This is a genomic window from Acinetobacter sp. ABJ-A23_2 (assembly GCF_044538765.1).
Lineage (GTDB): Bacteria > Pseudomonadota > Gammaproteobacteria > Pseudomonadales > Moraxellaceae > Acinetobacter > Acinetobacter nosocomialis_A.
The window spans coordinates 57,594-81,674 of record NZ_JBIUCP010000001.1 but is presented as its reverse complement, the minus strand read 5'-3'; the positions used below and the strand labels follow the sequence as shown (position 1 = coordinate 81,674).

Below are 24,081 nucleotides of genomic sequence, written 5' to 3'. Positions count from 1 at the left end.
AAAATATGCGCCATAATGAGAACCTAAAAATCAACAACGTGGTTTAAAGCAAGGATAGTACGATGACACTTAGCTGTATTCAACAACCTCATCAACATTTACAAGCAAATTTAGAAGGTGGCGTACTCACCTTAGCCATAAATCGCCCAGAAGCAAAAAATGCATTATATGGCGAACTTTATTTATGGATTGCTCAAGCACTTGATGAAGCCGACCAAAATAAAGATGTACGAGTAGTCGTTTTACGCGGTGTAGAGCAAGATTTTACCGCTGGTAATGACATGAAAGACTTTATGGGTTTTGTACAAAATCCTAATGCAGGTCCAGCAGGTCAAGTTCCTCCATTTGTACTCCTTAAATCTGCTGCCAGATTATCAAAGCCACTTATTATCGCAGTAAAAGGTGTAGCAATTGGTATTGGTGTTACGATTTTATTACATGCAGACTTGGTTTTTGCTGACAACACTGCCCTATTCCAAATTCCATTTGTAAGTCTTGGTCTTTCCCCTGAAGGTGGTGCAAGTCAATTATTGGTTAAGCAAGCAGGTTATCACAAAGCAGCTGAATTACTGTTTACTGCAAAAAAATTCAATGCAGAAACTGCTCTACAAGCAGGCTTAGTGAATGAAGTCGTTGAAGATTCTTATGCATCCGCTCAGGCAACTGCTCAGCACTTAACAGCATTACCGCTTGCTTCACTAAAACAAACAAAAGCATTAATGAAGCATGATCTGGATAAGATCATTGCATGTATTGATCATGAAGCTGAAATTTTTATGCAACGCGTTCAATCACCTGAAATGCTAGAAGCTGTACAGGCATTTATGCAAAAACGTAAACCAGATTTCTCACAATTTAACTAATATCCAAAATTTGGATAAATTCAAAGGCAGGCTCTTCGTAAGGATGGCTTGCCTTTAATGCTTTCGCAACCTCACTTGCCTTTTCTTCAAGTACAATTGTTTCAACGCGCCATTCTTCAATTTGTTCGAGTTCACCGAGCTGTCCAATATAAGGATCAGCGCCTTTGACTGGTTTAAACTGCCCTATCCCTTTGACTTGCCATGCGCAGTGTTCATAGTTACCTATACCACCTGCTCCAGCCGCAAATATGGCCTGTTTAGTCGACTCAAGATGTGACTCAGGTACGTAATAAATCAGCTTTAACATGAATAGAATGACTCAAAACTAATAAATTTGCTTTAAATCATACCCTTTAAGAAGACCACGAATCAAAGTCAGCTCATCAGTGCCAAATAGTTTGCTCCAATAAAAAGAATTTGAATAGCAAGTGCTAAGCCAAATAAGCGCCAGCCTCTGTCCTTTGTATACATCGCTCTTATGTGATTCTTGTTTTTCATCATTTTGATCTCCAATTTTTATCGTTGTTACAGAGAAAGCAAAAATTGAACCAACCTCAAATAAAGCATAAGGGGTTAAATAGTAAGCTGTCTATACTCTTATACGTTTTTTTAAAATGCTTCAAGAGCTTCAACAATCTATACGCAACTATTAGTTTGAAGAAATTTGAAAATTCAGTGTTTTATCTTCATCCCTATAATTTTAAGCATCCGATTTCTTTAAATATCTACTCTCATATATTGTCATAGCGAAAGCTAAACCACACAAAATGACAAAACCACAGGTCATTGGAATTAATGTACCGTTATATAATTGCCCAATAATAGAGGCAAGAATAAGTGACAAGACAGAGGAAGCTGCACCAATAATAGCCGATGCCATTCCAGCGACATGCCCCATTGGTTCCATCGCAATCGCGTTTAAATTACCAAATAGAGTTCCAAATAATAAAAATAAAATACAGGCATAAAGCATAAACATCCAGAATGATACAGCCACGCCTAAAAGCTGAATTCCCAAGAAAATTAAAGAAATTAAGCACAAACCTAAAAAGCCATAAATACAGATTGGGCGCATACCAAACTTCATGACAATTTTAGAGTTTGTAAATGAGGCGATTCCCATCACACCAGCAAGTACAGCAAAATAAGCACTAAATTCTTGTCCTGTTTTACCAAACTGTTGCATAAAAATTTGTTGAGAAGTTCCCAAATAACCAATGAATCCACCAAAGCAAAAGCCTGCACATAGCAAATAACTCATAGTGGTTTTATTACTTACAACTTCTTTAAAGCCCTCTTGAAATGCTTGCAACCGCATAGGTAAACGATTTTCAGGAAGTAATGTTTCTTCTAATCGTAAAGCAACCCATGCTCCAATCACTGTGGCATAAACCATATATAAAACAAAGATCTCACGCCAGCCAAAGAAATGAATAATGAGCTGTCCTAAACTCGGTGCAACTGCTGGAGCCACCATAAATACCATCATGATTAAAGACATGATGCGAGCCATTTGAGCTCCGCTGTATTTATCTCTAACAATTGAAATAGTAGCAACATAAGGCCCTGAAACACCTATACCTTGAATAAAGCGCCCAACTAAAAACCACTCAAAACTTTGCGTTGTAAAGCACAATAAACTTCCCAAAAAGTAAATGATGATCCCAGCAAATAAAATGCGTTTACGTCCGATCGCATCAGATAGTGGTCCCGCAATAAGTTGCCCTATTGTCATACCGGAGAAAATACCAATAATGACCCACTGGGTCTGATTATTATTCTTTAATTCAAAAACTCGTCCAACCTCACCTAAAGCAGGCAACACTGCATCTATCGAAAAAGACACGATAGACATGAGTAATGCCATCAACAGTGCAAACTCACGGAAATGGATTTTTGACTTCATTTTTCTTCCAATTGCAGGGCAACATAAATTAAAGCAAAAAAGTTACATAGATCATTATGTATCATTTTTCATTTTTTTTAGATAAGTATTTATCCAAGTAGTTTCGAGAAACAAACGATCGAGCAGACATTTCATCTGACGGATGGCTATAGGGTTCTGGCATATGCATTTATAACAGCATTAAGTATAAAAAATAGTAGGCTAATATAAAAATAGTTTAAGTTTAAAAAGTTATTTCTTTGTCTTTTGTATACATACACTGGGAACAATACAAACCATTCCCATGCAGGACAAAAGGCTTGCTTTTTCTTCAAAAATTGTCTATCTCTTACAAAAATAAAGATCTGTAAGAGAATCAATGCCAGATTAAAAATATAAATCACTTCAAAGCCGAACTCTAGCTTCACCAATACAAGGCTTCCAAGAAAATTGATTAATGGTAAAAAAATTAACAACTTGAAACTTAGGTTATTTAATTTCTCTAATTCTTTAAGATTATTCATTTTCATCTATTTCCTATCTACTTTTTCTTTTAATCATTACTATGATTTTATTCATATATGCTGATAAAGAAAATGCCACTCGAGAGTGGCATTTTCAATAATTTCAATTTTTATATTAACCGATAAACTTACGTGCATTACGGAACATACGTAACCATGCCCCATCTTCAGTCCACTCTTCTGGACTCCAAGAGTGTTGAATTGCGCGGAAAGTACGCTCTGGATGCGGCATCATAATCGTTGCACGACCATCTTTAGACGTTACACCAGTAATCGCTTCTGGTGAACCGTTCGGGTTCAATGGATAATGTTGAGTCGGGTTACCATGGCTGTCAACATAACGCAATGCAACCTGATTCGCTGCATTCAAGCTTGCAATATCAGCTTCACTCGCAACAGCACGACCTTCACCATGTGCAACAGCAATTGGTAAAATCGAACCTTCCATACCATCAAGTAATACAGAAACTGATTTTTCAACACGAACGTTTACGCTACGCGCTTCAAAAACTTCTGACATATTGCGGTGGAAACGTGGCCAGTGTTCAGCACCCGGAATAAGCGGTGCTAATTGTGACAACATTTGGCAACCATTACAGATACCTAAGCTAAACGTACCTTCACGGTGGAAGAATTGTTCAAACTGATCACGTAACTTCACATTGAACAGAACTGATTTTGCCCAGCCACCGCCTGCACCCATTACGTCACCGTAAGAGAAACCACCACAAGTCACTAAACCTTCGAAATCACTTAGGCTTACACGACCAGCGAGTAAGTCGCTCATGTGTACGTCAATCGTATTAAAGCCAACTTTGTCAAAAGCTGCAGCCATTTCAATATGACCATTTACACCTTGCTCACGCAAGATTGCCATATTAGGACGACGGCTATTAATAAACGGCGCTTCGATAGGTTCATTTAAATCAAATGTAGGTTTTGCAATTAAACCTTGATGTGATTTATCAGTAATTAAAGCAAATTCTTGGTCAGCAGTTTCAACGTTATCACGTAAACGTTGGATCTGATGAGATACTTCAGACCAAGCCTGTTGTAACTCTGCACGCTCTAGTGTTAAGCCATTTACAGATAATTGATCGGTGTTATTTACGCGACCAACTACAGCAATTGCATCTTTCAAGCTAGAAGCAGCAACTTCTGCTTGTAAAGCTTCCCAATCAGCTGCTTTGATTTGAACTACTGCACCAATTTCTTCTGCAAATAAACCCGCAGCAGTTTGGTTTTCTAATGCCACACCTAAACGTGAAGCAAACATCATTTCAGCTACAGTTGCGAGTAAACCACCATCACCGATGTCATGGTAAGCTTGAATCAAGCCACGGTTATTCCAGTCTTGAATTAAAGCAAAGAACGCTTTGAAATCATCAAAACTATCAACATCTGGAGTGATTGAACCAATTGCTTTATATACTTGAGCAAGAATCGAACCACCTAAACGGAACTGACCTTTAGATAAATCAATACGTACAAGTACTGAATCTTCTAAATTCTTAAGTTCTGGTGTTAAAGTCTTACGAACATCAGTTACAGGAGCAAATGCAGTAATTACGCCAGTCATTGGAGATGTTACAGCTTTATCTTCGCCGTTGTCGTTCCAAGTGGTACGCATTGAAAGTGAGTCTTTACCTACAGGAATCGCAATTCCTAAAGCAGGACACATTTCCATACCAATCGCTTTCACACCTTCAAACAATGCTTGGTCTTCACCTTTTTGACCAGCAGCAGCCATCCAGTTTGCAGAAAGTTTGATATCGCTAATTTGCTCAATGTTTGCACATGCAATATTAGTAATTGCTTCAGCAACTGCCAAACGAGCAGACGCTGCTGGATTTAACAATGCAACTGGTGGACGCTCACCCATTGCCATTGCTTCACCAGTGAAGCCTTGTAGGCTTGTAGTTGTTACTGCTGCATCCGCAACAGGAATCTGCCAACGACCAACCATTTGGTCACGTGCAACCATACCAGTAATTGAACGGTCACCAATGGTGATCAAGAATGACTTAGAGGCAACTGTAGGATTTTTCAATACACGGAAAATCGCATCTTTCAAATCAACTTTTGAAGCGTCAAATTCGTTGCCTTTACGTTCAATTGTTTCATAAGAACGTTGCATACGCGGTGTACCACCAAGCATCACTTGCATTGGGATATCAACTGCGTTGTTTTGGAACAATGGATCTTCAACAGTTAAATGACGTGCTTCAGTTGCTTCACCTAAGACAGCAAATGGACAACGTTCACGAGCACAGATTGCTTCGAACTGCTCTAAAGACTCTGGACGAATTGCAAGAACATAACGTTCTTGTGCTTCGTTTGACCAGATTTCCATTGGGCTCATGCCCGGTTCTAATGAAGGAATCTTACGAAGATTAAGAACTGCACCTAACTCATGGTCATTTACAAGTTCAGGCATTGCATTTGATAGACCACCCGCACCAACGTCGTGTACAGAAACGATTGGGTTGAAGTCTTCTAAGCGCCAGCATGTATCGATCACTTCTTGACAACGGCGTTCCATTTCTGGGTTTTCACGTTGTACAGAAGCGAAATCAAGGCTTTCACCCATTGTACCGCTGTCTACAGAAGATGCTGCACCGCCACCAAGGCCGATTAACATTGCAGGGCCACCCAATACAATGAGCAAGTCACCTGGTTGAATCGCATCTTTTTCTACATGGTCAGGACGAATGTTACCGTAACCACCAGCGATCATGATTGGCTTATGGAAGCCCTTCACTTCACCATTTACGTTTTGTTCGAAAGTACGGAAATAACCATTTAAAGCAGGACGACCGAATTCGTTGTTAAATGCCGCGCCACCTAATGGACCTTCAATCATAATTTGTAATGGCGATGCCATACGTGAAGGTTTACCGTAGTTTTCTTCCCAAGGTTGTTCAAAACCAGGAATATTTAAGTTAGAAACTGTAAAGCCTGTTAAACCAGCTTTTGGTTTACCACCACGACCAGTTGCACCTTCATCACGGATTTCACCGCCTGAACCAGTAGCAGCACCAGCAAATGGAGAAATTGCTGTTGGGTGATTGTGAGTTTCAACCTTCATTAAAATATGAGCGGCTTGGCTCTTATACTTATAAACAAAATGACCGTTTTCATCTGCTTTTGGATAAAAACGCATAGTGTCATAACCAACAATTACAGAAGCGTTATCTTTATATGCTGATAACACATCAGTTGGTGATTCTTTATAAGTATTTTTAATCATTTGGAACAATGATAATGGCTGCTTTTCACCATCAATTGTCCATTCAGAACCGAAGATTTTATGACGACAGTGTTCAGAGTTTGCTTGTGCAAACATCATTAACTCGATGTCATTTGGGTTACGACCAAGTCGAGTGAACGCTTCGGTTAAATAATCAATTTCTTGCTCAGATAAAGCAAAACCAAATTCGTTGTTGGCTTTTACTAACGCTTCTTTACCTTCACCTAAGATATCAATTGAATTTAAAGGTTTTGGAGCTGTTTCTGAAAAGAGCGCTTTTGCATCATCAATTTGAGCAAAAACAGTTTCTGTCATACGGTCATGAAGTACTTGTTTTACTTCATTAGAAATCTCAGAAACACCTTTTAACGTAAATAAAAGACCACGTTCTAAACGGTGAACTGGCGTATTACAGTTCTTGAAAATATCAGTTGCTTTAGAAGACCAAGGTGAAATAGTACCCACACGTGGTGTTACTAAAATCTGAATCTCATCACTTGCAGGTTGACGAAGTTCAAAAGACTCACCGTCATTTAATAATTGCAAAGCAGATTGATGTTGCTGCTCGTTGAGCGCTTGATCAAACAAATAGACCCATTGGCTGTCAAAAGATTGAACAGAACTAATTGACGATAAACGTGTTAATAGTTGAGCTTTCTTAAAAGAAGAATGTGCTGCTGCACCGGCCACGATAAACATGTTGATTTTGGCTCCACGGGCAGGTCTTGTGAACCTTACCGCAATGTGACTTTAGAGAGAGCGCATATTCTACTGTGTCTTGCTAAAATCAGCTAGATGTAGAATCAGTATTCTGTAACCTAATTCTGCAAGAAGTGATGTGTTTTTTGTTCAAAATCATTTTTTTAAGCATTATAGGTAAAAATAAATTGTTTCATGTTTATTCAATAACATAATAAAACCTGAACTAAGACAAACTATGTCGCACCACGCTAGTGCTTTTAAGTTTTTTTTGGCATGATCAGGCTTTATAGTTTTGAATAATGATAAATGGAACAAATGCGTTGGTTAGAACTGCTTTCTGCAGTTCGTTTAGGTAGCAAAAAAAGTAGTACCGAGTTGGCTCGTAGCCCATTTCATAAAGATTATGACCGCATTATATTCTCGCAAAGTTTTCGTCAGTTAAACCGTAAAACCCAAGTTCACCCTCTGGCTCAGCATGACGGTATCCATACCCGTTTAACTCACTCCCTTGAGGTTTCCTGTATTGGCCGTTCCATGGGTATGCTTGCAGCCGAAAAAATAAAAGATGAATTGCCCGTTTGGATTTCTCCTGCTGATGTCGGTGCAATCATTCAAGCAGCCTGCCTTGCTCATGACATTGGCAACCCACCCTTCGGCCATGCTGGTGAATATGCAATTCGTGAATGGTTTGACGATGCCTCACATAATGATTTTTTAAAAAAATTAACTCCCGAAGAAGAAGCCGATGTTCGTCAGTTTGAAGGTAATGCTCAAGGTTTACGGCTATTAACCCGTATTGACTACCATCCAGACGATGGTGGTATGCGTTTAACTTACGCGACCCTAGGCGCATATTTAAAATATCCTTGGCTTTCAAAAACAATAGCTTCGCAAGGTGATCGCCCATCACATCAACGAGCCAAATTTGGTTGTTATCAGTCTGAAAAAGAAATTTTAAAGCAAATTGCTGAACAGCTTGGACTCATTCAATTAGGTGAATATCATTACTGCCGCCATCCACTCACCTATTTATTAGAAGCAGCCGATGATATTTGTTATGCCCTCATTGATTTAGAAGATGGCATTATTTTAAATATGCTGAATTACCAAGAAGTTGAACCGATTTTTCTCAACTTAATTGCAGATTATGGTCAACCCGAAGAGTTGTCACAGCCAAACAGTACATGGCAACAAAAAATTTCGGCCTTACGTGGCCGTGTTATGAAACGTATGGTCGATGAAGTCACTACCGCTTTTGCTAAGCATCAGTATGAAATTATTACAGGTCAGCTGCAAGGTAGCCTTTTACAATACTGTTCACCTGATATTGCTAAAGGTATTGAAACAGCCAAAAATCTGGCTCGTGAAAAAATCTTTGAACACCCACAAAAGTCTGGTTTAGAAATTATTGCTCACCAAAGTTTACAGACGATACTGGATGCATTTGTACCATTAACTATGCCACATAAATCTTTAAGTTTTAAAGAGCAACGTTTAATGTCTATCCTTCATTTGTACGGTGCCCGCTTTAGCAACAATCACTACAACAATATCATGCAGGTACTCGATATTATTAGTAAGTTCTCAGATCATCAGGCTTATAGCTTGGCGCAAGAGCTACAAGGTAATAAAATAGGTTTGTTTTAATGATAAGTCGACATGTTGATAGAGGGCTTTATCCATCATCTTTTATGTATTCAGATCAGTGGATAAAATGTCCTAAATGTTCTCATCTGAGTATCTTGAAATATGACAGTCCTTTGTCACCAGTAAATGCGCCTTATCAAGGAACTTTTTCTTTTAGTTGTTTAAATTGTTGTTATCAAATTAAAGCTGAAGAGAGTTCAGAATCGAGTCGTCACAATGGTCGTTTTTACGCCACAGCTTACCAGCGTTGCCACAGTTGTGGTGGGTCATGGCTCAAAGCAAATCAAAAGCTGAATAATTCAGGAGCATATCCTCCTTATATTCAAGCTAAATGTCATCTATGCCAAAAATTTTCAAAATTTGAAAAATATAATATAGCTTTTGTTTTAGACCAAAAATTTGGTTTTACAAACTATGGTCTTGAACTTTACTTGAAAACTTCAAGTAGGCATGGAGAGATATACGTTTATAACCCTACACATTTAAAAGAATTAAAAATGTTTGTTGAAGCTAATCTAAGAGAACGAATGAAACAGACTGGTAATAGCAGTTACTTTTCGCGTCTACCTGCATGGATAAAATCCACACGAAATCGAAAGGAAATTTTAAAAGCCATTTTGCGTTTAGAACAAATGGCATCTACTATTCAACCATTAACAAATAAGTGAAAGATTCAATGATCGGATGTTTAATTGGCGAAGTGTTTGCCCTAGAAGCCCCAACTGTCTTACTTAATGTAAATGGTGTGGGTTATGAAATTGATACGCCACTTTCAACATTTTGCCAATTACAGAAAGGCCAGAAAGTTACGCTATGGACGCATTTGGTTGTGCGTGAAGATGCACAGCAGCTCTACGGTTTTAGCGATGCTCAAGAAAAAACAATTTTCCGCACCTTATTAAAAGTAAATGGTGTCGGTCCGAAAATGGCATTAGGTATTCTATCTACACTAAGCGTTGAGCTATTGGTTCACACTATTGAACATGATGATATTAATACGTTGGTCAAAGTTCCGGGCGTTGGTAAAAAAACAGCTGAACGTTTAATGATTGAACTTCGTGACCGTTTTAAAACCTTGGCTCAAGGCACTTCAACTGCGGCTACCATGCCTCAAATTCAATTTGCTGCAACTTCTCCTGTTGCAGAAGCAGAAGCTGCGCTGCAATCTTTAGGCTATAAGCCACTTGAAGCACAAAAAGCTGTAGCTGCGGTTAAAGCCGATTACACTGAATCAGCCGATATTATTCGTGCTGCACTTAAATCAATGATGAAGTAAACACACCTATGCAAGACCGTCTAATCAGTGGAACAGAAAAACCTGAAGATCATTTTGATCGGGCTATTCGACCGACTTCACTTGCCGATTATATCGGACAGCCAGTTGTACGCGAGCAAATGGAAATCTTCATTGGCGCGGCTCGTGGTCGTGGTGAAGCACTCGATCACACACTGATTTTCGGTCCACCGGGTTTAGGTAAAACCACACTGGCTAACATTATTGCGCGTGAAATGGGTGGCAATCTCAAATCCACTTCAGGGCCTGTATTAGAGCGTGCGGGTGATTTGGCTGCGATGCTCACCAACCTTGAAGAAGGTGACGTTTTATTTATTGATGAAATTCACCGTCTTTCACCAGTAATTGAAGAAATTCTGTATCCAGCTATGGAAGATTACCAATTAGACATCATGATTGGTGAAGGCCCTGCTGCTCGTTCAATTAAACTTGATTTACCACCTTTTACACTTGTGGCAGCAACTACACGTGCGGGCTTACTCACCTCACCACTACGTGACCGTTTTGGTATTGTGCAGCGTCTTGAGTTCTACTCTGTAGAAGACTTAACTCACATCGTGTCACGTTCTGCAAACCTCATGGATGTACCAATTACAGTTGAAGGTGCAGAGGAAGTTGCTCGTCGCTCACGCGGTACACCGCGTATTGCCAATCGTTTATTACGTCGAGTTCGTGACTATGCGCAAGTGAAAGGTACAGGTGAAGTGACTCATGAAATGGCACAACGTGCGCTTGATATGCTCAATGTTGATAAAGCTGGCTTAGATACCTTAGACCGACGTTATTTAAGTATGTTGTTAGAACGTTTTGATGGTGGACCTGCTGGAGTTGAAGCGCTTGCAGCAGCTATGGCTGAAGACAGTGGGACGCTTGAAGATGTGATTGAACCTTATTTAATTCAACAAGGTTATGTCATGCGTACTGCGCGAGGCCGCATTGCAACCAATCAGTCTTATTTACAGTTTGGCATGACGCCACCTGAGCCTAAGAACTAATCAAAGGAAGAGAATTTTCTCTTCCTTTTTTTAATTTAACTGTTCTTCTCAACTCAAATAAAAATTGCTTTATCAATAATTTAGCCACTCCATACCTTTTAAGTCTTTCTTTATACCTTATTGATTTTTTAATATTTTTAAAAACTGAATTATAAGAAATCTAGATATTAAATCTTATGAACAATAATATTTTTAGGATAAGGACATGTATAAGAAAGCCGCTTTAGTTTTTCCACTCGCCTTAATGAGTCAACTGAGCCTAGCAGATTGGGTCAAAGATGCCGCACAACAAAATGAAAATCAGGTCATTCAATTAAGACAACATATTCATCAAAATCCTGAACTGGGCAATATGGAAGTTAAGACATCTGCGCTTGTTCAAAAAGAATTAAAGTCTTATGGCATTCAAGTCAAAACAGGTTATGCAAAAACAGGTGTTGTAGGTATTTTAAAAGGTAATAAACCCGGCCCTATTATTGCGCTTAGAGCAGATATGGATGCGCTACCTATGGAGGAAAAAAGTGGTGTTCCATTTGCGAGTAAACAAAAAGCAATTTATCAAGGTAAACAAACTTATGTGATGCATGCTTGTGGACATGATGCCCATACCGCAATGCTATTAGGTGCGGCAAAAATTCTGGCTGCCAATAAAGATAAAATATCGGGTACGGTTGTCTTTGTTTTTCAACCTGCTGAAGAAGGCGGAGCAGATATAGACAACTTCACACAAGGCGATCAAATCGGCTCCAGAAAAATGATCGCAGATGGAGCATTTAAAGACTATAAACCTGAAGCCATTTTTGGAATCCATGTCATCTCTGGTATGCAAAGTGGCCATCTTTATTATAAAGATGGTGCCATTTTAAATAGTGCAGACCATTTACGTATTCAGGTCAACGGCAAGCAGGTACATGGTTCTACCCCTTGGTTAGGTAGAGATCCGATTTATGCATCGGCACAAATGATTAATAATTTACAAAGCCTTATTAGCCGGAGAACCGACCTTACCCAAGGCATGGGCGTAGTGAGTATTGGCAATATTCAAGGTGGTACAGCAGGAAATGTAATTCCTGAACAGGTCAATATGGTTGGGACTATTCGCTCTAATAACGAACAAATACGGGCAAATATCTTAAAAAGTTTACCAGTCATGATAGAACACGATGCTCAAGCCAATGATGTGACTGCTAAAGTTGAAATTGCGCCTTATGCTCCAGTGACCATGAATGACAAAGCACTGACTCAGCTTATTCAGCCAACTTTAGTCAAGGTTGCTGGAGACTCAAAACTTCATGTTTTAGATCATAATGCGAGCGCAAGTGAAGATTTTGCCTATTATGGAAAATTAATGCCGTCATTCTTTGTTTTCTTAGGCGCAACACCAGAAAATCAGGACTTAACTCAAGCCGCACCAAATCATAGCCCTTATTTTATTGTAGACGACAAGGCCTTAAAAATAGGAACCGAGCTGCATGTAAGATTCGTATTAGATTATCCGAATATATCAAAACAAGTTCAAACCTCATGGAAGCCCTCTTAAGTCAAAAGCTTGCTAGCCATAAGATGTACCTTTTTTAGATTATAAATAGAGCAATCGCAATTGAAAGGTTGTGCCATAGGACTTAGTATGCAATCTGCTAAACTGCCCCGTATTTAAAAGCAGATGTATGACTTTGATTAGAACTGATGTTTTATTCAGCAGTCATATTTTAAATATAAAGCTCTATAGTGAACTAAAACGGAATACTCTCATGGCGAATCATTTTGAATTCAATATTCGTGTTTATATCGAAGATACGGACGCAGGCGGTATCGTTTACCACGCCAACCACATTCGCTATATGGAACGTACCCGTACAGAATGGCTCCGTGCTTCTGGCGTTGATCATTACTGGCATCAAAAAGACTACAACTTTGTTGTCCACAAAATCGACGTAAAATACATGCGCCCTATCTTAATGGATGACCTAATTACTGTTACAGCACGTGTAGTTTCATGTAAAGCTGCGTCATTTGTGTTGCAACAAAATATTTATCGTGGTGAAATCTTGCTTGCTTCTGGCGAGGTTGAGTTGGCATGTTTAAGTAAAGAACTGGTAGCTCGTCGTCTTCCAGAAGAAATACGTGATCTTATTCGTAAAGAATTGGAACAAGACTAAAAAAACAACCGGCATATGTAACTATGGCAACAAACATTGAATCAACCCTGCATATTTCTGACCTTATCTTACAAGCAAGTCCAGTCGTCCAATTGGTCATGCTGATTTTATTGTTAGCATCAATCTTTAGTTGGTACCTCATTGCCAAGTTACATATGGGTTATAAAAAAGCACGTCAAGGCGATGAACATTTCCAGAAAATGTTCTGGTCTGGTGCTGAACTTAATACTCTCTATAACAATGCACAACTCAACTCAAAACGTTCAGGCCTTGAGGATATTTTTTATCAAGGATTGAGTGAGTTTTTTAAACTTAAAAAACGTCAAGCATCTACCTCTCAAACGATTGAAGGCACCGAGCGTATTTTACGTGTAGGTTTAAGTCGTGATCAGGGTACTCTTGAATATGGTCTAGGCACTCTAGCAAGTATTGGTTCTGTTGCCCCATATATCGGTTTATTCGGTACTGTTTGGGGAATTATGAATGCTTTTATTGGTTTGGCTGCCGTTGATCAAGTCACATTAGCGACGGTTGCACCGGGTATTGCTGAAGCACTTATTGCAACTGCAATTGGTTTATTTGCTGCAATTCCTGCGGTATTAGCTTTTAACCACTTTACGGCTAAAAGCGAAAGCGTCTACTCTGACCGCGCACTATTTGCCGAAGAGATGATTGCTTTATTGCAACGTCAATCTGTGGGTTCATCACAGGAAGATGCATAATGGCCATTCAACGTTCAGGGCGCTTTGAGCGCATAAAAAAACCATTAAAAAGTGACATGAACGTCGTGCCTTATATCGATGTAATGCTAGTACTTTTGGTTATTTTCATGGTGACTGCGCCCATGATTACTAGCGGTATCAAAGTCGATTTACCTCAGGCAAATAATCGTCCAATTGAATCCAAAGATATGCCAGCCATGGTAACGATTGGTAAAGATGGCAATATTTATCTTCAATATCAAGATTATAAAGACAACGAGCCACTTTCTCGTGAAAAGCTTGAATCTGTTTTAAGTGAAGCACAAAAACAAGCTGAGCAGGAAAACAAACAACTTACGGTTTTAGTGAATGGTGATAAGTCGCGCCCTTACGGCGAAGTCGTATCATTGATGGCAAGTTTACAAGAAGCAGGTTTAACTCAAGTTGGCCTTCTGACAGAGCCTTTAAAATAAGCTATGAACAAAAATCAAAAGCCTCCTTTTAAACAAAATGCGATTGCATTGGGCTTCACACTTGGAGTTCATGCAATTGCCATTGTCGGCTTGCTTTTTTTAGGTTTGAGTAAACCACCTGAACAGCCAAAAAAGCTGACGACTATCTTAGTTAAGCCAGAAGATTTACCACCACCTTTAGCAAAAGAAGTTGAGCAACAAACTACTGCAGAAAATCAGGCGGAAGAAGTTTTAAGCCCAATTGTGGATGAAAATGTTCCTCAAAATCTTCCAGCAATACCATCACCTCCTCCGCCAACAGCACAACATCTGGTTGCCCAAAAGCAAAAAGCTGAGCAGGCACAGCAAGCAAAATTAGCTGAGGAAAAACGTAAAGCTGAAGAAGCTGCTAAAGCGAAACAAGCTGCGGAACAGCAACGTTTAGAGGAAGCTCAAAAACAGCAGGCTGAGGCTAAACGTCAAGCTGAGGCAAAAGCTGCAAAAGTTGAAGCTGAACAAAAGCGTAAAGCAGAAGCTGAAGCAAAAAACAAACATGAACAAAGTGAGGCTCGCAAAGCTGAAGAAGCTGCTAAACGTAAAGCTGAGGCTGATGCAAAACTGAAACGTGAAGCTGAAAATGCAAAACTTCAGGCACAGCAAGAAGCAAAACGTAAAGCTGAAGCTGAGGCAAAAGCTAAACATGAAGCTCGTAAAGCTGCTGAAGATGCTAAACGCAAAGCTGTTGAGGATGCGAAAGTTAAACAGCAGAAAGCAGCTGAAGATGCTAAGCGTAAAGCTGAGGTTGATGCAAAAGTTAAACATCAAAAAGCAGCTGAAGATACCAAGCGTAAAGCTGAAGCTGATGCAAAGGCTCAAAAGCAGAAAGCGGCTGAGGATGCTAAGCGTAAAGCTGAGGCTGATGCAAAAGCTAAACACCAAAAAGCTGCTGAGGATGCCAAGCGTAAAGCTGAAGCTGATGCAAAGGCCCAAAAGCAGAAAGCGGCTGAAGATGCTAAGCATAAAGCTGATGCTGACGCAAAAGCGAAACAGCAAAAAGCTGCTGAAGATGCCAAACGTAAAGCTGAAGCTGAGGCCGAAGCAAAAGCTGCATCTGCTAAAAAAGCACAGGAAGAAGCTGCTCAGAAAAAGGGTGAAGCCAAAAAAATTGCATCTTCAGCGAAGCGTGATTTTGAGCAGAAAATTAGAAATGCTTGGGATATTCCAGCAGGAACATCAGGTCAAAAAGCAACTGCGCGTGTAACGTTAAGTGATAGTGGAGCTGTATTATCAGTTATTGTTAGCTCTAGCAACCCAGATGTTAAAGCCAGTGTCGAAGCAGCGATTCGTTCTGCTGCGCCTTACCCTATGCCATCTGATCCTGATGCTCGACGCGAAGCAAGATCATTCAGTTCAACATTTACTGCAAAATAAGTATCTTGTTACATGCTTTAAATAGTTTAAGGCATGTAACTATGTTACAAAATCCACAGTCACAAAAATGCCTTCAATGACTTTAAACCTATGAAAACGAGCCGCAAACACCTTTTAGCCTTAACGCTGCTTACAGCATTAAGTCCTCTTGCACCGACAGCTGCCTTTGCTCAACTACATTTAGAAATTGCAAAAGCACCTGATCAGGCACCTAAAATCGCTATTGTTCCCTTTAATAATGACAATGGACTTTATCCAATTGTTGAAACTGACTTAAACCGTTCAGGACGTTTCACAAGTTCATCGAAAAACTTACCTGCAAATGCTGCCATTAATCAAATTCAAGCATCTGATTGGCAAGCTGCTGGTATTCCATATGTTGTTACTGGGCAAATTAAGCAAACAGCTGATGGGTTTGAAGTCCATTACCAACTTTATGATGTACAAAAACAGCAATATCTTCTCAATGAGTTGTTGAATGTTCCTGCTTCACGCATCCGTCAAGCTGGACATATGGTTAGTGATGCTATTTATCAAGCATTGACTGGTATTGCAGGCGATTTTAGCGGTCGTATCGCTTATGTATTACGTAACCCGGCAACTCCTGCGGAACGTTACACTTTACAAATTGCCGATACAGATGGTGAGCAACCAAAAACTGTTCTCTCTTCACGCGACCCAATTCTGTCTCCAGCATGGACTCCTGACGCTAAAAAAATTGCTTATGTTTCTTTCGAAACTAAACGCCCAGCAATTTACTTACAAGATCTATCTACTGGAACACGTGAAGTACTTACCAGCTTTAAAGGCTTAAATGGTGCGCCAAGCTTTTCACCAGATGGCAAATCAATGCTATTTACAGCATCAATGAATGGTAACCCTGAAATTTATCAAATGGATTTATCAACTCGCCAAGTCAAACGTATGACAAATGACTCTGGCATTGATACAGAAGCACGTTACACACCAGATGGGAAAGCTTTTATTTTTACATCTGACCGTGGAGGCTCTCCTCAAATTTATCGCTATGATTTTGGTGATGGCTCAGTAAAACGCTTAACATTTAAAGGGTCGTTTAATGCTCGTGGTACTTTAAGTGCAGATGGCAAAAAAATTGCACTGGTGCATCGACCAAGTGGTAGTAACTATAAGGTTGCTATCCAAGATATTAATACAGGCATTGTCAATATTCTTACCCCAACGAGTTTAGATGAATCACCAAGTTTCTCACCAAATGGGCAAATGGTGGTTTACGCAACTCGTGAAGGGAACCGTGGTTTACTGTCTATCATGTCCACTGATGGTCGTTTCCGTATGAATTTACCGAGTGAACAAGGTGAAGTACGTGAACCAGCCTGGGCACCTAAATAACTTTTTATTCCATTGATGGAGATGATGATGAAATCAATCAAATATTTGGCCCTTCCTCTACTTAGTGTAGCGCTTGTCATGACAGGTTGTGCGAGCCGTAAGCCTGCAACAACGACAACTACTGGTACTACAAACCCAAGTACAGTAAACACAACCGGTTTAAGTGAAGATGCTGCATTAAATGCCCAAAATTTGGCAGGTGCTTCATCAAAAGGTGTAACTGAAGCAAATAAAGCTGCTTTAGCTAAACGTGTTGTTCACTTCGATTACGACAGTAGTGATTTATCTGCTGAAGATTATCAAACACTTCAAGCCCATGCTCAGTTCCTCATGGCAAATGCAAACTCAAAAGTTGCATTAACTGGTCATACAGATGAACGTGGAACACGTGAGTACAACATGGCTTTAGGTGAGCGTCGTGCAAAAGCAGTTCAAAGTTACCTCATCACAAATGGTGTAAACCCACAGCAACTTGAAGCGGTAAGTTATGGTAAAGAAGCTCCTGTTAACCCAGGCCATGACGAGTCAGCTTGGAAAGAAAACCGCCGTGTTGAAATTAACTATGAAGCGGTTCCTCCTCTATTAAAATAAGACACTCCAAAAAAATAAACGCCCACATATGGGCGTTTATTTTTTGATTCTTAATTTAAGAAGATTTGTTTTCCTCTTCTTCTGAATGTTGCATCGACTCAATCAAATCATGCTTATTAAAAGCTTTATATTCAGGTTTCGCTTCATAGTCTTTCCAAGCTTCCTGAACACTTTCTTTCGAAATTTCTTCTAAATTGATTGGTTCACCTGCCGTGGGGGTCGCATCAAACTTCTTAGTTGTCATTTCGATTCTCCTAAATATACATTCCTTTGCTATGCAAACAACATACCATGTAAAATGGGGCTTGTAAGCATAAATGCAACACAAATAAAGTAAGATAATTTTTATTTTCCGGCATTCTCATCTAGAATATGCCACGTATTTATTTGACTCATTTTGATGCTTGCGCACAGGAGCGTTTTTTTATGTCCAACCTCACATTGTCCCAATTTTTACAACAAGAAAAAGGGAACCTTACACCTGAGTTGGCCCAAGTCATCGACACGATTGCTACGACTTGTAAAACCATTGACCAAGCCCTACAAAAAGGTGCTTTGGCTGGAATTTTAGGTAGTGCAGGTAATGAAAATGTTCAAGGTGAAACACAGAAAAAACTTGATGTGATTTCTAATGATTATTTAATTGATGCGTTAAAAGTTCATCCTCATGTTGGTGGTCTTGCATCTGAAGAACTTGATGACTTTACACCTGCGCAAGAAAACGGCGAATACTTAGTATTATTCGACCCATTAGATGGTTCAAGTAACATTGATATCAACATGTGCGTAGGAACAATCTTCTCGATTCTTCCTGCAAAAAATGCAGTAACACAAGCACAAGATTTCATGCAAGCAGGTACTCAACAGGTTGCTGCTGGTTATGTGTTATATGGCCCATCAACAATGATGGCTTTAACCGTTGGAAATGGTGTAGCGTTCTTTACTTTAGACCCAGAAACTCAAACATTCTTACTTACTTCAGAGAATGTTCAAGTATCAGCAGATACTCAAGAGTTTGCTATTAACGCATCTAACCAGCGTCATTGGGAACAACCAGTAAAACAATATATTGAAGAGTTACTTGCAGGTAAAACATCTGTACGTGAAAAAGATTTCAATATGCGTTGGGTTGCATGTATGGTGGGCGATATTCACCGTATTTTATGCCGTGGTGGTATTTTCCTTTATCCATATGATCTAAAAGACCCGAAAAAAGCTGGTCGTTTACGTTTAATGTATGAAGCTAATCCAATGAGTATGCTCATTGAACAAGCAGGCGGCGCATCAACTACAGGCCGTGTTCGTATTTTAGATATTGAACCAACAGAGCTTCACCAACGTGTTCCGGTAATTATCGGTTCTAAAAACGAAGTTGAACGCGTAACAAGCTATCATTAATAATTAAATTATAGAGGGCGTCATATAGTATGATGACGCCCTTTTGGATATATCCTTATGGCGGTTATTTTTTTAGAATCAAAAGACAATGCAAAAATTAAACATTTGCGTGGTTTAATTGAACTCAATAGCGCCCGAAAAAAGCATCAGCAAACAGTTCTTGAAGGTACTCACCTTTGCCTAGCTTGGTTACAACAACAGAAAAAACTCTTTTCTTTGTTTACAACTGAACAAGCCTTAGAACATCCCGATTTAAAGAAAATCATTGAACTTCACCAAGGCCATGTCTTTATTATCAGTGAAGTTTTATATAAAGACTTAAGTACTTTAGGTAATACCCTTCCTTGCTTAGCTATTATTGATCTGCCTAAAACTACGTTAACGATTGACTATAACGTAGATACGTTAATTCTAGAGAATGTACAAGACCCAGGTAACGTAGGTACATTATTACGTTCAGCAGCCGCGGCAAATATTAAACAAATTATTTGTACGCAAGGCTCTGCTTCTCTTTGGTCGCCACGCGTTTTAAGAGCAGGTATGGGGGCTCATTTCAGCTTACATTGTTTTGAAAACTTCCAATTGACCGATATTCTTCCTAAATTCGATATTCCTGTTTTCGTTACAAGTTCTCATCGCTCGACCAGTCTTTATTCAAAAGACCTTTCAAAGCCATGTGTTTGGATTTTAGGTAATGAAGGACAAGGCGCAAGTGATTATGCTTTAGAACACGCACAATCCGTGACAATACCGCAACCAGGTGGTCAAGAGTCATTAAATGTAGCAATTGCAGGATCTATTTGTTTTTTTGAGATGGTTCGCCAACGCCAATAAAACGTTAATTTATTTTACATCGCTCATATTTTTGAAAAAAATCATTTACACTACTAAAAAATAGCCGATTGTTGTCAACCTCCCACCTCTTTTCAACGTTATATAAGAGATATATTGAAGATAAGGTGGGTACGTCCAATGACAGGATTTTCCATCTCCATGGATTTAGCACCGAAAAAGTCTCGATCGGAAGCATCTAGTGTTCATGCCAGCACGGCTGAACAACGCCTAAAGGTTTTTATGCAAGATGTTACTGGTCGTGCTTTAGTGATGATGGAGAGTGCTACCCAAGGTCAACAAGGCATTGCCATGGACTTGGTTCAAGAAGCATTTATTGCTTTACACAAGTCTTACGCCGATCGAAGTACTGAAGAATGGTATCCGCTGTTTTATACTATTCTAAACAACAAACTTCAGGATTGGCGCCGCAAAGAAGCACGTCGGGCAAACCCATTTTCATTCTTCAAAAAAGTTAGTCTAGACAATGATGATGAAGAAATCATTGATATTGTCGATGAAAAAGCAATCAATCCAGCAGATTTTCTAGATCAAGCAGTGACCATAGAAGAGATTCAGGAAGCGATTGCAAAACTACCTGTTCGTCAACAACAAGCTTTCATGTTACGTGCGTGGGAAGGTTTCGACACCCATACTACAGCACAAATTATGAACTGCACTGAAGGTAGTGTAAAAACCCATTATCATCGAGCAATTCAGGGACTTAGAGAGTACTTAGCGCATTTAAATCCCATGGGAGGTTCTAATGAATCATGATGATTTCACTAAAAAGGTGACGTCTAAACTCGATAGTTTAGCCCATCACCATAAAAATAAAACAGTGGTGATGAATCATGTGCTTGACCATATCCAACAAAAACCAGCCTCTTTTTATAGTGTCTGGAAAATGACTGGTTTTGCACTTGCTGCAGCGATTACTGGTTTTGTTATTTTACCCAATTCGGTAGATATGATGGATAAGCCACAAAATCAAGTTGTTGTAAATCCTAAATTATCTCCACAAATGGTGGAAGATTTAGAAATGCTGATGGTGTTGGGTGAGGATAAAGTTCAACATGGTAGCTAAAAAGTTAGCACTTATCCTTTGTTCATTAAGTTTCCTGCAAACCAGTTTTGCGGGTTTTGAACGCTTTTGGATTTTTTCTAAAGATGCCAATACTCAAGTAGACGATACTTGGAATGCTCTATCTGAAGAAGAGCAACGAGCAGTAATTAAACGTTATCAAAGTTTAAAAGAATTGCCACCAAACCAAAGCGCTAACTTGCAACAACGCATGGATTGGTTCAACCAACTTCCAGATGCAGAAAAGCAAAAAATGCGCGAAGCTTGGCAAAAAATGAGTACACAAGAGCGTAATGATTTACGTCAGCGTATGTTAAAAGCAAGTGCTGATGAAAGAACTGCTATACGCGAAGAATATATCAATAAATATTTAGAGCACTAAAAAATCACTTTTTAACAATGTGCTATTTAAACATCTAATAACAAATAAAAAAGCCTCCGATGGAGGCTTTTTTATTTTGCTTTTACTTACGATAACGTCTATAAGCAATCAAACCTAGCAGTGATGTAAGAGAGAAGATTCCGATACTTCCTCCACCGCCACCACTTCTAGAATCATCGGTTGTAGTTGCTGTGCTTACTAAGTTAATTGTTCCCGCTTTGGCTGAAATGGTTCCATCTGCGTCATAAACATAGTAAGTCAATGTATCATTGAAAGTATTAAATACATTTTTTGCTTGAATATAGATGTTGCCACCATAACACGTATTTTTACTATCTTTGCCTGGACATGGACCTTCCCGATCAGCTTTGATTACCGTAAAAATTCCATCTTTTGATGTTTTACTCGGTAAGTAAATTGGTAGCTCAGCACCTTGATCATTTACCCAAAATGAAGGTTTATTAGGTTTAGTACTAAGTGTATTAACGGGTCCATCACCATCATCATTTGCATATTTAAGTAAATTTAGTGGAATAATTTCATTAGCTAAGTATTTAAAGCTTATCGTACCATCTCCTGAAACAGGGGCAATATTTGCAAATTTCGCTTTAATCAACCCGCTACTCAGTTCCTCCCCAGTCTTAGTGGTAATTGTATATTTACAAAATTCATATGTTGTATTTGAAGTAACATCATCATCAACACGATAAAAGAGAATTTGCTGTACTGTCGGATTCCACTCACACCGCTGATTTTTCTTAGTCTCAGTATCAGATGTTAAATCTTCTACTTTCTGTCCAACGCCTAGCGGTTCTGCTTTAACACTATAATCAGTCGTATTAAAAAACTTTAATACATGATTCGCGTCTTCACTTGGCAGTGGAAAACCATAGTTTTTTAAATCTATATAGATAGCTCGATATTTTGTATTTACATGAGCAGTATCATTCTTAAATTTATCAAGTAAATCCTTAAATTCAGCTAAACGAACTTTATAATAAACAATAAAATTTGATGGTGTAGTTGGATCTTTTAGCAAACCATCATACAAATCGTAACTTTTCTGAAAAGTATCTAATAAAGTCGTAAATGAGATATTGCCTAAACCTTCTAAGTCACCTGCTGTAAGCTTCATTAATTCAATTGAACCAATATCACAACTATTTTTAATATTTCCTAGCGATTGATAATAATACGTATTACTTACTAATCTAGATAATCCACGTTGGTCTTGATTTTGACATGTACCCTTATTTTCCGTATCTACATCGATCAAATCTGTTGCTGAGAAATTATTTTTAGGGTAATAAATTGGTAAAAAACCATTATTCTCATTAGCTTCTTTTAAAGGCTCTAATAAAGTACTAAAGACTTCATTTTTTATATCAATATTTGTATTGCCTGTAGGAATTAATTCTGTAGGTACATCACATTTTGGACTATTACCTGTTAAGTTTAATGCATTAAATTTCAAATTTAATCCAGTATCTTTTTCTGCTGTCGCCGCTCCTAATAAGTATCGACATGCGTAAGTACCAGTATTAAATGCTAATATATTAAAATTTAAATCTTTTTTTCCTAATTTATCATATAGGAAAGTTGTATTTGCAGAGTTCTCAACTATTGTATTGTTTTGCAATGCTAAACTACTAGATGAGCTTAAATTACTAGTTTGATTCTGTGATGGATCAGCATCTCCAGTAAATTTAAGAATACTACCATTAGTAAGGCTGGCTATATTTTTCGCAATTGTATTATTTGTAAAAGTCGCTGTAGGGCTACCACAAAAGTCAAAAGTACTTATAGAATCTGTTCCCCCATTATCTATAAAGCTATTTGAGTCAAGCGATAAAGTACGTGCGCTGTATGTGTTATTAAACATACAACTCATTGCAAGAATACTACCTTCAATAGAAGACTTACCATTGCCTTGGATCAAGGAGTGATTCATCGTTAAACTAGAATTACTTCCTCCAAGATAAATTGCTCCGCCTTTAGGAGCTTGCGAATTTAGAATCTGGCTATTTTTTAGAGTTATATCCGCACCAGCATAAATTGCACCACCTTGTTCAGTACTTTTGCCATTTTCTAAAATGATATTAGTCAACGCTAAAGGTTGTTGGGAAACAGCTGTATTAAAGATACGTGATTTTCCACCAGCATTTATATGGGTTTGAAGCGGTTTTTGAGCTGGATAGTCATTAGTTAAGACCCCTTTTCGCTCCCAATCTGTTGCCTCTTTACCAATGATATTTAAAGCAACTTTAGGAGTTAACTCTTTATTTAAAGTATAAGTACCAGCTTCGAGTTGAATTGTATAATTCTTATCAATTGCGGGAACTTCACATCCTCCATAAGATTTTCGCATTTCTGCTGCTGTAATAGCTTCACGTAAAGAACATGCATTCATGTTCTCATTATCTTCATCATCAAATGTTGTAACTTTTATTGTGGTTTGAGCCATTAAAGGCATTGCTGCGATAACAACAATCACACCTAGTGCTTTTTTATAATTCTTCAT

General features: G+C 38.8%; 23 protein-coding genes. 17 read left to right on the top strand and 6 right to left on the bottom strand.

Annotated elements, in window-relative coordinates; all coding sequences use genetic code 11:
• Positions 1 to 62 precede the first annotated feature (62 nt).
• On the top strand, positions 63 to 863 hold the full coding sequence (locus tag ACH63V_RS00375) for an enoyl-CoA hydratase (RefSeq protein ID WP_311069428.1): 801 nt from the start codon (positions 63 to 65) through the stop codon (positions 861 to 863).
• On the opposite strand, the gene ACH63V_RS00370 is transcribed toward ACH63V_RS00375, so the two are convergent.
• The 4 genes from ACH63V_RS00370 to purL form a co-directional block, all read right to left on the bottom strand.
• Positions 856 to 1,170, bottom strand: coding sequence for an NGG1p interacting factor NIF3 (locus ACH63V_RS00370; protein ID WP_396462423.1), 315 nt, complete (start codon positions 1,168 to 1,170; stop codon positions 856 to 858). The genes ACH63V_RS00375 and ACH63V_RS00370 overlap by 8 nt on opposite strands.
• A gap of 68 nt (positions 1,171 to 1,238) precedes the next feature.
• Positions 1,239 to 1,364 (bottom strand): KGW motif small protein, encoded by a 126-nt coding sequence (locus ACH63V_RS00365; protein ID WP_396462422.1) that lies wholly within the window; start codon positions 1,362 to 1,364, stop codon positions 1,239 to 1,241.
• 199 nt (positions 1,365 to 1,563) lie between these two features.
• Positions 1,564 to 2,769 (bottom strand): multidrug effflux MFS transporter, encoded by a 1,206-nt coding sequence (locus ACH63V_RS00360; RefSeq protein ID WP_396462421.1) that lies wholly within the window; start codon positions 2,767 to 2,769, stop codon positions 1,564 to 1,566.
• Between the two features lie 618 nt (positions 2,770 to 3,387).
• Complete coding sequence (gene purL / locus ACH63V_RS00355; RefSeq protein ID WP_396462420.1) at positions 3,388 to 7,221, bottom strand: phosphoribosylformylglycinamidine synthase; 3,834 nt, start codon at positions 7,219 to 7,221, stop codon at positions 3,388 to 3,390.
• Between the two features lie 309 nt (positions 7,222 to 7,530).
• Between purL and ACH63V_RS00350 the strand changes: the two genes are divergently transcribed.
• The 11 genes from ACH63V_RS00350 to pal all read left to right on the top strand — a co-directional run bounded on the left by ACH63V_RS00350 (position 7,531) and on the right by pal (position 17,865).
• Entirely contained in the window at positions 7,531 to 8,871 is a 1,341-nt protein-coding gene (locus ACH63V_RS00350) for a deoxyguanosinetriphosphate triphosphohydrolase (RefSeq protein WP_396462419.1), read from the top strand.
• Positions 8,871 to 9,539: a hypothetical protein gene (locus ACH63V_RS00345; protein ID WP_396462418.1), complete on the top strand. Its 669-nt coding sequence runs from the start codon at positions 8,871 to 8,873 to the stop codon at positions 9,537 to 9,539. Before ACH63V_RS00350 ends, ACH63V_RS00345 begins: the two co-directional genes overlap by 1 nt.
• Positions 9,540 to 9,547: 8 nt before the next feature.
• Complete coding sequence (gene ruvA / locus ACH63V_RS00340) at positions 9,548 to 10,147, top strand: Holliday junction branch migration protein RuvA (RefSeq protein ID WP_396462417.1); 600 nt, start codon at positions 9,548 to 9,550, stop codon at positions 10,145 to 10,147.
• An 8-nt stretch (positions 10,148 to 10,155) separates the two neighbouring features.
• Entirely contained in the window at positions 10,156 to 11,160 is a 1,005-nt protein-coding gene (gene ruvB, locus ACH63V_RS00335) for a Holliday junction branch migration DNA helicase RuvB (protein ID WP_002052424.1), read from the top strand.
• A gap of 205 nt (positions 11,161 to 11,365) precedes the next feature.
• Entirely contained in the window at positions 11,366 to 12,700 is a 1,335-nt protein-coding gene (locus ACH63V_RS00330) for a M20 family metallopeptidase (protein ID WP_396462416.1), read from the top strand.
• A 211-nt stretch (positions 12,701 to 12,911) separates the two neighbouring features.
• Positions 12,912 to 13,319, top strand: a complete 408-nt coding sequence (gene ybgC / locus ACH63V_RS00325) for a tol-pal system-associated acyl-CoA thioesterase (protein ID WP_004699892.1) — start codon at positions 12,912 to 12,914, stop codon at positions 13,317 to 13,319.
• A gap of 23 nt (positions 13,320 to 13,342) precedes the next feature.
• Positions 13,343 to 14,041, top strand: coding sequence for a protein TolQ (tolQ, locus tag ACH63V_RS00320; protein ID WP_311069436.1), 699 nt, complete (start codon positions 13,343 to 13,345; stop codon positions 14,039 to 14,041).
• Positions 14,041 to 14,493, top strand: a complete 453-nt coding sequence (tolR, locus tag ACH63V_RS00315; RefSeq protein ID WP_002052868.1) for a protein TolR — start codon at positions 14,041 to 14,043, stop codon at positions 14,491 to 14,493. Before tolQ ends, tolR begins: the two co-directional genes overlap by 1 nt.
• Positions 14,494 to 14,496: 3 nt before the next feature.
• Entirely contained in the window at positions 14,497 to 15,903 is a 1,407-nt protein-coding gene (tolA, locus tag ACH63V_RS00310) for a cell envelope integrity protein TolA (protein ID WP_396462415.1), read from the top strand.
• A 90-nt stretch (positions 15,904 to 15,993) separates the two neighbouring features.
• Positions 15,994 to 17,274, top strand: coding sequence for a Tol-Pal system beta propeller repeat protein TolB (gene tolB / locus ACH63V_RS00305; protein WP_263614380.1), 1,281 nt, complete (start codon positions 15,994 to 15,996; stop codon positions 17,272 to 17,274).
• Positions 17,275 to 17,301: 27 nt separating this feature from the next.
• The gene (gene pal / locus ACH63V_RS00300; protein ID WP_396462414.1) at positions 17,302 to 17,865 is read left to right on the top strand and encodes a peptidoglycan-associated lipoprotein Pal; all 564 of its coding nucleotides are present in this window, start codon (positions 17,302 to 17,304) and stop codon (positions 17,863 to 17,865) included.
• 55 nt (positions 17,866 to 17,920) lie between these two features.
• On the opposite strand, the gene ACH63V_RS00295 is transcribed toward pal, so the two are convergent.
• Positions 17,921 to 18,109: an NF038105 family protein gene (locus ACH63V_RS00295; protein WP_002052586.1), complete on the bottom strand. Its 189-nt coding sequence runs from the start codon at positions 18,107 to 18,109 to the stop codon at positions 17,921 to 17,923.
• A gap of 182 nt (positions 18,110 to 18,291) precedes the next feature.
• Here ACH63V_RS00295 and ACH63V_RS00290 point away from each other — a divergent pair, with 182 nt between their 5' ends.
• The 5 genes from ACH63V_RS00290 to ACH63V_RS00270 all read left to right on the top strand — a co-directional run bounded on the left by ACH63V_RS00290 (position 18,292) and on the right by ACH63V_RS00270 (position 21,560).
• Complete coding sequence (locus tag ACH63V_RS00290; RefSeq protein ID WP_396462413.1) at positions 18,292 to 19,263, top strand: class 1 fructose-bisphosphatase; 972 nt, start codon at positions 18,292 to 18,294, stop codon at positions 19,261 to 19,263.
• 57 nt (positions 19,264 to 19,320) lie between these two features.
• On the top strand, positions 19,321 to 20,097 hold the full coding sequence (locus ACH63V_RS00285) for a TrmH family RNA methyltransferase (protein ID WP_396462412.1): 777 nt from the start codon (positions 19,321 to 19,323) through the stop codon (positions 20,095 to 20,097).
• Between the two features lie 159 nt (positions 20,098 to 20,256).
• Positions 20,257 to 20,871, top strand: a complete 615-nt coding sequence (locus ACH63V_RS00280) for an RNA polymerase sigma factor (protein ID WP_000362317.1) — start codon at positions 20,257 to 20,259, stop codon at positions 20,869 to 20,871.
• On the top strand, positions 20,861 to 21,181 hold the full coding sequence (locus ACH63V_RS00275) for a hypothetical protein (protein WP_002052599.1): 321 nt from the start codon (positions 20,861 to 20,863) through the stop codon (positions 21,179 to 21,181). Before ACH63V_RS00280 ends, ACH63V_RS00275 begins: the two co-directional genes overlap by 11 nt.
• The gene (locus tag ACH63V_RS00270) at positions 21,171 to 21,560 is read left to right on the top strand and encodes a DUF3106 domain-containing protein (RefSeq protein ID WP_022575263.1); all 390 of its coding nucleotides are present in this window, start codon (positions 21,171 to 21,173) and stop codon (positions 21,558 to 21,560) included. The genes ACH63V_RS00275 and ACH63V_RS00270 overlap by 11 nt, the downstream gene beginning before the upstream one ends.
• 82 nt (positions 21,561 to 21,642) lie before the next feature.
• On the opposite strand, the gene ACH63V_RS00265 is transcribed toward ACH63V_RS00270, so the two are convergent.
• The gene (locus tag ACH63V_RS00265) at positions 21,643 to 24,081 is read right to left on the bottom strand and encodes a CSLREA domain-containing protein (RefSeq protein WP_396462411.1); all 2,439 of its coding nucleotides are present in this window, start codon (positions 24,079 to 24,081) and stop codon (positions 21,643 to 21,645) included.